Annotated in this window: 8 protein-coding genes; 3 read left to right on the forward strand and 5 right to left on the reverse strand. The window is 71.3% G+C overall.

What is annotated here, in order from left to right; all coding sequences use genetic code 11:
* Positions 1–11: 11 nt before the first annotated feature.
* From rtcA to MCHT01_RS27365, 5 genes are all read right to left on the reverse strand, one after another.
* Positions 12–1,067 (reverse strand): RNA 3'-terminal phosphate cyclase, encoded by a 1,056-nt coding sequence (gene rtcA, locus MCHT01_RS11145; protein ID WP_067065783.1) that lies wholly within the window; start codon positions 1,065–1,067, stop codon positions 12–14.
* Positions 1,068–1,195: 128 nt separating this feature from the next.
* The gene (locus tag MCHT01_RS11150) at positions 1,196–2,560 is read right to left on the reverse strand and encodes a hypothetical protein (protein WP_067065417.1); all 1,365 of its coding nucleotides are present in this window, start codon (positions 2,558–2,560) and stop codon (positions 1,196–1,198) included.
* A 56-nt stretch (positions 2,561–2,616) separates the two neighbouring features.
* Positions 2,617–3,831, reverse strand: a complete 1,215-nt coding sequence (locus tag MCHT01_RS11155; protein ID WP_067065418.1) for an RtcB family protein — start codon at positions 3,829–3,831, stop codon at positions 2,617–2,619.
* Between the two features lie 339 nt (positions 3,832–4,170).
* Positions 4,171–5,577 carry a vWA domain-containing protein gene (locus tag MCHT01_RS11160; protein WP_245643226.1) on the reverse strand — a complete coding sequence of 469 codons (1,407 nt, stop codon included), beginning with the start codon at positions 5,575–5,577 and terminating at the stop codon, positions 4,171–4,173.
* A complete protein-coding gene (locus tag MCHT01_RS27365; RefSeq protein WP_245643227.1) occupies positions 5,571–5,759 on the reverse strand; it encodes a hypothetical protein in 189 nt (62 codons plus the stop codon). Before MCHT01_RS27365 ends, MCHT01_RS11160 begins: the two co-directional genes overlap by 7 nt.
* Positions 5,760–6,019: 260 nt before the next feature.
* Here MCHT01_RS27365 and rtcR point away from each other — a divergent pair, with 260 nt between their 5' ends.
* The 3 genes from rtcR (at position 6,020) to MCHT01_RS11175 (ending at position 11,296) form a co-directional block, all read left to right on the forward strand.
* Positions 6,020–7,663 (forward strand): RNA repair transcriptional activator RtcR, encoded by a 1,644-nt coding sequence (rtcR, locus tag MCHT01_RS11165; RefSeq protein ID WP_067065419.1) that lies wholly within the window; start codon positions 6,020–6,022, stop codon positions 7,661–7,663.
* A gap of 95 nt (positions 7,664–7,758) precedes the next feature.
* Complete coding sequence (locus tag MCHT01_RS11170) at positions 7,759–10,824, forward strand: two-component regulator propeller domain-containing protein (protein ID WP_067065420.1); 3,066 nt, start codon at positions 7,759–7,761, stop codon at positions 10,822–10,824.
* A 241-nt stretch (positions 10,825–11,065) separates the two neighbouring features.
* Complete coding sequence (locus tag MCHT01_RS11175; protein ID WP_148661492.1) at positions 11,066–11,296, forward strand: hypothetical protein; 231 nt, start codon at positions 11,066–11,068, stop codon at positions 11,294–11,296.
* Positions 11,297–11,343: the final 47 nt, after the last annotated feature.

Raw genomic sequence — 11,343 nt, forward strand, 5'->3', positions numbered from 1 at the left:
CGTGCGTGGCGTCAGCGGCCGCCGGGGAGCACGTCGACCCGCCAGGCGTTGCCTGCACGTGAGACTTCCAGCCGCGTGTCGAAGCGCAGGTCGAGGAAGCGTTCGATGACCGCGAAGTTGGTGCGGCTGTGCTCGGTCAGCTCGGTGCAGGTGTAGGCCGCCGGACGACCGGAGCCGGCCACCGCCAGCGCGAGCGGCAGCGCCAGTTGATCCGCCAGGTGCGGACCGACCGCGCCGGCCGAGGCTTCATAGGCGCGCATCTCGTTCACCGCGGTGCGCGCCACTTCCTCGGACGACACGCCCCGCTCGCCGAAGGCGATGAAGACCTCGGCCACCTGCGCATGGACCAAGGTCAGCATCAACGCGTTGGCAGGGCCCTCGTTCTGACGGGCCTGTCCCAGACGCAACTGCGACTCGGCCCAGCCGGTGAGCTGCGCGACGGTCTCGAGCTCGCGCTCGGCCACGCCGCGCGGCAGCGCCGGCGCGAGCGCCTCCGCATAGGCCTCCACCGCCGCGCCGCGCTCCAGCAGCTCGAACGGGTCGAGCCCCTCGATCGCGGGCGTGATGATGGCCTCGAGCTCACCGCCCCCGGCGGGGAAGAAGCCGTGCCGGCGCAGTGTCAGGTCCAGGCCGACGCCCGCGCGCCGCAGCAGCGGCGCGAAGCTGCGCTCCAGGAAATGGAAGGGCGGCGCCATCGGGTTGTGGGTGCCGCCCGACAGCTGCAGGCGGCTGGGCGCGTCGGCCAGCATCAGCGCGGGCAGCACGGTCTGCAGCACCAGCGTGCAGCTGCCGGCGGTGCCGACCGCGAAGCGATAGTCGCCCGCATGCACCTGGCCCGGCCGGAACTCCAGCGTCCGCGATCCCAGCTCCGCGCCGATCACCGTCGCGCCGCAGACCTCCTGCGCGGCCAGCACGCAGGTCAGGTGCTGACGCATCAGCCCGGGCTTGGGGCGCCTGGCGCGGATATCGACGATGCGCAGCGGCACGCCGGTGCACATCGACAAGGCCAGCGCCGTGCGCAGGATCTGCCCGCCGCCTTCGCCTTGCGAGCCGTCCAGTTCGATCATGTTCTCCCTCGTGTTCATCTCATTCATGGCGCCGCCGCGCGACATCGGCCGCGGGCGAGCGCCTCTCCTTGTTGTCCATTTCCTGTGCCTGTCGAGCCCGTCGTGCCGGGGCACGGCGCGACGGACGTTCAGGCGGATTCCAGCAGGCGGCTCACGATCAGCGCGAAGCTCAAGCGTCGCTGAAGGTCGGGCGGCAGCGCGGGGGCGCACGAGGCCCACTGGGCGCGAAGTCGGCCGGCCTCCGGTTCCGCGGGCGCCGAAACGCCCTGGCGCGTGGATTCGCACCAGCGGTCGAACGCCTCCAGCAGCACGTCGGCGCCGCCTTCCGGCAGCGGCAGACGCGTCAGCTTGAGCAGCTCGCGAAGCTGGGTCCAGGTGCCCCAGTGCCGGAGCACCGTCAGCCCCCGACGCAAGGCATCGGCCCGACGATGCTCGAGCACCAGGGGCCACAGCTCGTCCGGTGTCGGGGGCGGCGCGCCGCGCCGGATCGCTTCCACCACCATCCGCTGGATGCGCGGCGAGGGTTCGGCCAGGGCCTGCCGGATCCAGCGCTGCTGCGCCTCGTCCTTGCTCGCGCTGACCAGGTGATGCAGCGCGACGGCCCGCAGCGATCCAGGAGGGCGCGCCTCGCCGGATCTCGAGAGCAGTCGCTCGCAGCGCGCGTTCATCCCGTCGGGATCGACCGTGGCCAGGAAGAGCAGGGCGGGCACGCCGCGATGCGGCGCCGATGCCGGCGACTCGAGCTGGGCCAGCGCCCGGTCCCGGATCGTCTCCAGGCCGCCCGTCCCGCGCAAGCGTGCGATCGCGACATCGCGCACCGCAGCCCTCGGGTCGAGCGTCAGCCGCAAGGCTGTCGCCGAGCCCACCTCGGGCAACTCGTCGCAGAGACGCCGCAGCGCTTGCGCGCGCACGGGACCGTGCGCCTGATCACAGGCGAGCAGCCACAGCGCGGGCCGTGCCATCGGGCTGGCGAGGTCATCGATCCGATGCAGGGCCCAGCGGATCGCCGCGACGTCGTGACCCGTCAGCCGTTCGGCGATCAGGCTGGCGCGCCGCTCCTCCGAGGCCGACTGCCATTCCTGCGCATCCAGCCAGCGCTGCACGAGGCGCGGCAGCGAGGCGCGCACCTCGTTCAGGTGGTCGATGCGAGATGGTGCGACCAGATAGCCGGCGATCGCCGCCAGCAGCGGGGCATGGTCGGCGCGTCGACCACGCAGCAGCTCGACGAGCGCCGGCAGCACGGTCAGCCAGGTGGGCAGCGCCGCGTCGACGAGGCAACGCCGCACCGCGCTGTCCGCGGCCGCGCGCACCTGTGGCACCCAGTCGTTCACCCGGGCGATGAGATCCGGCAGCGCCTGATGCGCGCCCAGGCGGCCGAGCGCCTTGACCGCGGCCTCGCGTTCGTGGCCGTTGTACGAGCGCAGATGAGGCAACCAGGCCTCGGCGGACAGTGCCGGCGGTCGGTCGCCGGAGAACCATTGCTTCCAATCCATGTCGCTTCTCCCTCATCCTCCGGGGTCGGCGCCACGCCCCGGAGGGGGGCGGGCGCTCAGCCCTTCACGCACACCACCTGCTTGAGCGTGTGCACGACTTCCACCAGGTCCTGCTGGGCGGCCATGACGGCGTCGATGTCCTTGTAGGCCATGGGGATCTCGTCGATCACGTCCTTGTCCTTGCGGCATTCCACGCCCTCGGTCGCGGCGCGCTGGTCCTTCAGCGTGAAGCGGCGCTTGGCCTCGGTGCGGCTCATCGTGCGGCCCGCCCCGTGCGAGCAGCTCTCGAAGCTCTCGGGATTGCCCTTGCCGCGCACGATGTAGCTGCGCGCCCCCATGCTGCCGGGGATGATCCCCATCTGGCCCTGCTTCGCGCTGACCGCGCCCTTGCGGGTCACGAACACGTCCTGGCCGAAGTGGGTCTCCTTCTGCACGTAGTTGTGGTGGCAGTTCACCGCCTCGATGTGGCTCTCGAAGCGCTTGCCGATGACCTTCTTCGCGGCGGCGATCACGCGGCGCATCATCACCTCGCGATTGGTCTCGGCGAACTTCTGCGCCCAGCTCACCGCGCGCACGTAGTCACCGAAATACTTCGCGCCTTCCTCGAAGTAGGCGAGGTTGGCGTCGGGCAGGTTGGCCTGATGCTGCATCGCGTCCTTCTTGGCCAGCTCGATGAACATCGTGCCGATCGCGTTGCCCACGCCGCGCGAGCCCGAATGCAGCATGAACCACACGAAGCCCAGCTCGTCCAGGCAGACCTCGATGAAGTGGTTGCCGGTGCCCAGCGTGCCCAGGTGCTTGTGGTTGTTGGTGTTCTTCAGCTTGGGGTAATCGCGGCAGAGCTCGGCGAACTCGGGCGCCAGCTCGGCCCAGGCCGCGTCGACGGCCTCGGGCGGGTTCTCCCACGCGCCCACGTCGCGGCCCTTGGGCGTGCGGCCGTGAGGCACGGCGGCCTCGATCGCCGAGCGCAGGGGCGCCAGGTTGTCGGGCAGGTCCTCGGCGCGCAGCGTGGTCTTGCAGGCCATCATGCCGCAGCCGATGTCCACGCCCACCGCGGCGGGGATGATCGCCTTCAGCGTCGGGATCACCGAGCCCACCGTCGCGCCGATGCCCACGTGGACGTCGGGCATGGCGGCCACGTGCTTGAACACGACGGGCAGCCTGGCCGCGTTGGCCAGCTGCTTGAGCGCCTCGTCCTCGACGGGCACGCCCTTCGTCCACATCTTCACCGACACACCGTCGGCGACTTCCATCTCGTTGTAGTTCTTCATGGCTGTTTCCTTTGGCGCGTCGACTCGACCGGCGAGTTCCCGCGGAGAGCGATGACAAGGGGAGGTGAAACGGTTTCCTGCTCTACCGACTGAGCTACGGCCTCCCGCAGGAGACCGGTGGGATTCGAACCCACGACCCGGGCATTAACAGTGCTGTAGTTCCACCGGCATTCATCGCTCGCCGCGGGAACCCTGCCGGTTCCGTCGACGATGCCATCGTTCATTCTTTCTCGTTCGTCATGTACAGCCCCCGCGTGGCGACCAACGGGTGACGAGGACATCGATTTTGGAGATGTAGTCCTCGCCGGCATTCGCCACGCGACAGCATTCATTTCACGCTCACTGCGGATCGAGCGTCACGCCTTCGATCTCGCGGACCCAGTGGCCGGCACGAGTGTCGCCCGCGGCGAAGTCGCCGACGATGCGGAACACCGCGTCCGAGAAGCCGCCGACGTTCAGCACGTCGTCGCGCTCCAGGGCCTGCGTCGTCGCGCCGGGCTGGATGTCGATGCACACCAGCTTGGCCTTCGGGCAGCGCGCCTTGATCGCGGACCACTGCACCATGGTCTCCGTCGCGCCGTGGCGGCGCGCATCGACCCACGATTCGTTGTCCGACACGATCACCACCAGATCCACCGGCGCGTGTTCCTGGTTGAGCTGCTTGAGCGGCGCGCTGACCGAGGTCCCGCCTCCGCCCACCGCCGCCAGCTTGGCCGCGTTGGTCATCACCGAATCCCGCGGATTCAGCGCGACCTTCACGACCGAGTGCTCGAAAGGCATCACGCGGCAACCCGGATTCTTGCGGACCAGGGCGGCGGCCACCAGGGCGGCCACGTCGATGCAGCGCACCGTCGAGGTCGCCGTGCCGCGCCAGCCGGTCACCGACGAGGACATCGAGCCCGACACGTCCGGACAGACCACGACCTGGCCGTCGATGGCCGGCACGTTGGACAGCGCGGCTTCCATCGCGTCCTGCAGCGCCTCGCGGATCGCCGCCGGCACGTCGGTCGCCGCGTTGAACGCCGTCATCAGCTGATACGGCAGCACGCGGGCCGACGCCACCGCCTTCGGATCGCGCAGCAGCGCGGCCAGTCGGTCGGTCATGCCGGGACGGTCGAACACCCCATGACGCGCGAAGGCGTTCAGGTTCTGCCGGACCATCTGCCAGGAGCCCTGTGCCGCGATGCGCGCCCAGTGGTCCCCGTTCAGCGGCAGCGCCGTCAGCATCTGGAAGGGCACGGGTGGCAGGTCGTCCGCCGTCGCGCCTTCCGTCCGGCCGGACAGCAGCGCGCGCTTGAAGCGCTCGAAGGCCAGCGTCGCCGGCGGCAGCGCCGCTTCGTCGAAGGGGCGGCCGATCAGCCACGCGAACCAGGCGGCGCGCCAGGCCTCGGCCGGCTTGGGGTGAACCATGCGGACCACGTCCGCCAAGGTCGGCGCCGTGCCGATCGAGGCCTGCAGCAGACGCTGCTCCGATGCCGTCAGCAGCCAGTCCTGGACCAGCTTCTTCGGACGCGTGCCCAGCGACTTGCGACCGGTCTGGCCGGACCGCAGGATCTGGACGAAGTTGCGCAGCATCTTGCCGTTGTCGATCACGCGGCCGAACACCGGGCGCAGCAAGGCGATGTCGCGCTGCGCCAGCACGGCGGCCAGCAGGGCGGGCATGTCCTTCATGTGGCCGGCCTGACGGGCGTAGACCGCGGTCTTGGCCAGGAACACGGGGTCCACCTCATGCGCCAGGCTCAGCACGTCGTCGAGCTGGGTGTGTGGGCGTCGGCGTGAAAGGTCTGCGTCATGCAGCCCGTCGCCGCCAGTTGCGCCAGGCGATGGCGGGCGTCGTGGCCGTAGGCACGGGCGCCGGACTGGTTCACCGCGTTCGCGGCGGGCGCCAGCGCACCGGACGTCGTCTTGAAGAGTTGCGTGTTGACCATCTTGTCCTCCCTGTCGGGGCTGTCTTGTCGGCCGCTGGGCCGCGACCGTCCTGCCTTCTTCATTGCAACGCCCGTGCCAGGTCGTGCCAGGTCTTGCCCGTCGGATGCTCAAACCATTGATTCATAAGGGTGAAACTCCGATTCGACCATGCCAGGTGCGGGCCTCCATTCATCCGCGCCTCCTGAACGAATTGGCTGATGGGCTAGAAAACTAGCTGATTGGCTAGTCGACGCGCGGTGGCCAGCTAGACTCCGGCCCCATGGCCAAGAAGAACGTCGCGATCGGATACCTGGGGTCCCAGCTGGATGGCGGGATGGGCCCGGGACGTTGGGAAAAGTGGCGGCCGACGATCTCGCTGGTGTCGCAGCCGGATGTGGTCGTCCATCGGCTGGAGCTCTTCCATGCCCCGCAACACCTGGCACTCGGCCGGCTGTTGCGGGACGACATGGCCAAGCTCTCGCCCGAGACCGAGGTCAGGCTGATCGAGATGGCGGTCGAGGACCCCTGGGACTTCGGCGAGGTCTACGCCTCGCTCTACGACTGGGTGCGCAGCTACCGCTTCGATCCCTCGCGCGAGCAGTACTGGGCCCACATCACCACCGGCACCCACGTCGCGCAGATCTGCATGTTCCTGATGGTGGAGGCGCGCTTCATCCCCGGCGTGCTGCTGCAGACCTCGCCGCCGCGCAAGTGGAAGGAGGGCGAGCCGGGCTCCATGACGCTGATCGACCTGGACCTGTCGCGCTACGACCGCATCGCGCAGCGCTTCCAGGCCGAGCGTCATGACGCCGTCACCTTCCTCAAGAGCGGCATCGCCACCCGCAACGGCCGCTTCAACGCGCTGATCGACGAGATCGAGCGCGTGGCGGTGCGTTCGCGCGCGCCCATGCTGCTGGCCGGACCGACCGGCGCGGGCAAGTCCTTCCTGGCCCGGCGCATGTTCGAGCTCAAGAAGTCCCGCCATCAGCTCGATGGCGAGTTCGTCGAGGTCAACTGCGCGACCCTGCGCGGGGACGGTGCGGCGTCGACGCTGTTCGGGCACAAGAAGGGCTCGTTCACCGGCGCGATGGCGGACCGCGCCGGCCTGCTGCGCAGTGCCGACCAGGGGCTGCTGTTCCTGGACGAGATCGGCGAGCTGGGCCTGGACGAGCAGGCCATGCTGCTCAAGGCCATCGAGGAGAAGCGCTTCCTGCCCGTGGGCGCGGACCGCGAGGTCGGCAGCGACTTCCAGCTGATCGCCGGCACCAACCGCGACCTGCGCGCGGAGGTCGCGGCGGGCCGTTTCCGCGACGACCTGTTCGCGCGGATCAACCTCTGGACCTACAGCCTGCCCGGTCTGGCCGAGCGGCCCGAGGACATCGAGCCCAACGTCGACCACCTGCTCCAGCTCTCGGCCCGCGAGGCCGGCCGCGCGGTGCGCTTCAACGCCGAGGCCAAGGCGCGCTACCTGGGCTTCGCGCAATCGCCGAAGGCACCGTGGCGAGGCAACTTCCGCGACCTGTCGGCGTCGGTGACGCGATTGGCGACGCTGGCGGAGGGCGGCCGCATCGGCCTGCCGCTGGTGGAGGCCGAGATCGCGCGCCTGACCTGGCTGTGGTCGCGCGGGGGCGAGGCCGGCGCGGCGGGCCTCGCCACGGGCCGGGACGTCGACGACGAGGGGGACGAGGCCGAGCAGCTCCTGCTGAGCGTGCTGGATCGGGCGAGCGTCGACGCGCTGGACCTGTTCGACCGGCTCCAGCTCGCGACCGTGTTGCGGGTGTGCCGGGCCTCGCCCTCGCTGTCCGAGGCCGGCCGGCGGCTCTTCCACGTCAGCCGCCACGCGCGCAGCGTCGTCAACGACGCCGACCGCCTGCGCAAATACCTGATCAAGCACGGCCTGACCTGGGATCGCATCGCGCCGTGACGCGCATCCCTTCACACCGCTCGCCCCCGTGCCCCGTACGGCAGGCGCGCGCCGTGCGTGCGCCGGGCCACAATCCCGGACTGCCCGCGCCATCCATGAAATCCGTCCGGTCCCCGATCCCGTCCGCTGTCCGTCCCGTCGCCCTGGCGCTCGCGCTGGCGGCGACCGCGTCGTCGATGGGCGCCGCCCGGGCGGTGACCAGCCCGCTGACGGCCGCCGCGGTGGTGCCCGACAAGGGGCCGGCGTCCGGCCCCGTGGTCCCGGCGTCGCCCGCCAGCGCGGCGTCCGAGGCCTACGTCGACCTGCGCGACCCCGTCCGCGCGGTCAGCCAGTACAAGATCGACCTCTGGCAGACCGACCAGGGCCTGCCGCTCAACACCGTGCAGGCCTTGCTGCAATCGCGGGATGGCGGCCTGTGGATCGGCACGGCGGGCGGATTGGCGCGCTTCGACGGCAAGCGCTTCGTCACCTTCGACACCACGCAGTCGCCCGAAGTCGCTTCCCAGCCCATCTTCGGCCTGATGGAGGACACGCGCGGCCGCCTGTGGATCGGGCATCCCTCGGGTGCCCTGGTCTACGAGCACGGCCGCTTCACGCCGGCGATCACCAAGGCGCAGACCGGCGCGCGCCGCATCTGGTCCTTCGTCCAGGACAAGTCCGGCACCGTCTGGGCCGCGGGCGAGGCGGGCCTGTTCCGCGTGCGCGACGGCGAGGTCAGGAACTACGGGCTGGCCGATGGGCTGCCCACGCTCAAGCTGCGCGCGCTGGCGCTGGACACGGCCGGCACGCTCTGGATCGCGACCAGCAACGCGGGCCTGGTCGCCATGCCGCCCGACGGCGGCTTCAAGGTCTTCGACACCCGCAACGGCTTCCCGCACCTGGTCGTGCGCCAGGTCATGGCCGATCCGGCCGGCGGGGTGTGGGCCGTCACCGCCGGCGGCGGCCTCGTGCGCATGCAAGGCGTCGACCACCCCGCGCCCCGTGTCTACACGACGGCCGACGGCCTGCCGTCCGACCATCTCACCGCGCTGGCGCGCGACGCCCGCGGCGACCTGTGGGTGGGCAGCTGGGGCGGCGGCGTCAGCCGGATGCGTGACGGCCGCTTCGACACGCTGTCCACCGCCAACGGCCTGGCCGGCAGCCAGATCTGGTCCATGGCCGCCGACCGCGAGGGCAGCCTCTGGATCGGCACCTGGGTCGACGGCCTGAACCGGCTGCGCAACCGTTCCTTCACCGTGCTGGGCACGCCCGAGGGCCTGAGCCACGACAACGTCCGCTCGGTGCTGTTCGCGCGCGATGGCTCGACCTGGGTCGCGACCTCGGGCGGCGGCCTGAACCGGCTCAAGGACGGCCGCATCACCGTGATGCGCAAGGCCGACGGCCTGCCCACCGACGAGATCTCCACGCTCCACGAGACGCGCGACGGCACGCTCTGGATCGGTACCTACACGGCGGGCGTGGCCCGCCTGGGCCGCGACGGCCGCTTCGAGTCCTTCGGCATCGACGCCGGGCTGCCGGGCAACGAGGTCCGCGCCATCCTCGAGGACCGCGCCGGCACGCTGTGGGTCGGCACCCGCTCGGGCCTGGCGCGCTTCGACGGACACCGCTTCGAGGCGGTGAAGGCGCCCGGCCTGCCGGCCGAGGGCGTGGCCGCCATCCTGCAGGACCGCTCAGGCGCGCTGTGGTTCGGGACCACCGGCCAGGGCCTGGCCCGCTGGCAGGACGGCGTGGCCAAGACCTTCACCGTCGCCGACGGGCTGGTGTCCAACTGGATCATCGCCCTCAAGGAGGACGCGCGCGGCGCGCTCTGGGTCGGCACCAACGGCGAGGGCATCAACCGCATCAAGGACGGCCGCATCGGCGCCATCCGCACCGACGACGGCCTGTGGGACGGCCTGTCCCAGACCTTCCTCGAGGACCGCGCCGGGCAGTTCTGGATCACCTGCAACCGGGGCTTCTACCGCGTCTCGCGCGCCGACCTGGAGGCCTTCCTCGACGGCAAGCTGGAGCGGGTGCGCTCGGTCGGGTTCGGTCCCGGCGACGCGCTGCGCGCCACGAGCTTCGCCGGCGGCCTGCAATCGGCCGGCGGCGTGGACGCGCAAGGGCGCGTGTGGCTGCCGTCCTCGGGCGGCCTGGTCATCGTCGATCCGGCGCGCCTGCCCGGCGGCGGCGAGCCGCCCGCGCCCCGCATCGAGCTGCTCAAGGTCGACGGCGAGACCCACGCCCTGGACGGCCACGCGCTGGCGCTGCCGCCCGGACCGGTCGCGCTGCGGCTGACGCTGGCCGCGTCCACGCTGCGCGAGGCGGACCGGGTGCGCTTCCGCTTCCTGATGGAAGGCCTGACTCGGGACTGGACCGATGTCGGCGCCGATCGCGAGCTGACCTTCCCCGCGCTGCAGCACGGCCGCTACCGGCTGCGGCTGTCCTCCTCGCTGGACGGCGCGCGCTGGCGCGAGTCGGACACGCCGCTGGACGTCACCGTGCGGCCGCGCTTCCACCAGACCGGCTGGTTCCAGGCGCTGGTGGCGCTGCTGGCCATCGGCCTGTTCGCCGGCCTGGTGAGCTGGCGCACCCGCCTGACCCGCCGCCGCCAGGCCGAGATGGAGCAGCTCGTGGCGCAGCGCACCGAGGAACTGCGCCTGGCCAACGAGCACCTGCGCCGGCTGTCCTTCCTGGACGCCGTGACCGGGCTGGCCAACCGCCGCCGCTTCAACGAGGCCGCGGCCGAGGAATGGCGGCGCGCGCGGCGCAGCGGCGGATCGCTGGGGCTGGTGCTGGCCGACGTCGACGCCTTCAAGCGCTACAACGACCAGATGGGCCACCTCAAGGGCGACGAGGCCCTGGCCGCCGTGGGCGCGGTCTTCGCCGCCTCGGTCGGCCGGGCGGGCGATCTGGCCGCGCGCTATGGCGGCGAGGAGTTCGTCGTCCTGCTGCCCGGCGCCGACCGGGCGGCCGCCGCGGACGTCGCCGAGCACATCCGCGCTGGCATCGAGGCGCTGGGCCTGCCGCATCCGTCCTCGCCGGCCGCAACGGTGCTGACGATCAGCCTGGGCGTCGCCGCCTGCGTGCCGTCGGACGAACGCACGCTGGAGAGCCTCATCGCCGAGGCCGACGACGCGCTGTACACCGCCAAGCGCGAAGGCCGCAACCGCGTCCGCTGAGACCGCCGCCGGCCCTTCACTCCAGCTTCACGCGCCGGAGAGGCCGATGACACGGGCGCTTGCGGCCGCAGGCGCCCTCAGGGCCGATTGGGAGCGCTACCGGCGCGGTGCCGGCCGTCCGGCCTGATCGAATCGGGGTCGGCGCCACAGTCGGTCGCAGGGAATTCATTCCCGCGACGCCGTCGGCGGTGTACAACCGCGAGCACCGCCACGTCGCCTGTCCATCGCCCCGATGCCGATCATGCAGACCGTCCGACACCACCTGGGCCGCACCTACGTCATCGACGCCACCGGCCCGAACACGGGTCCCTGGCACGGCCGCTTCGTCGTCAAGGGAGAGGAGGACGGCCACCGTCCCGGTGCCACCGCCTGGCACGATCTGAGCGACGATTTCGCCTCGGAGGACGAGGCGGCGGCGCATGCCGACGCCGTGGCCCGGCAATACATCGCGACCTTCGCGGAACAAGCGTGAGACACGCGCGGCGACCGCTTTCCGAGCGGCGACCGCGCCCCGCGCAC

The sequence above is a fragment of the Mitsuaria chitosanitabida ATCC BAA-476 = NBRC 102408 genome, from assembly GCF_001598255.1.
GTDB lineage: Bacteria > Pseudomonadota > Gammaproteobacteria > Burkholderiales > Burkholderiaceae_C > Roseateles > Roseateles chitosanitabidus.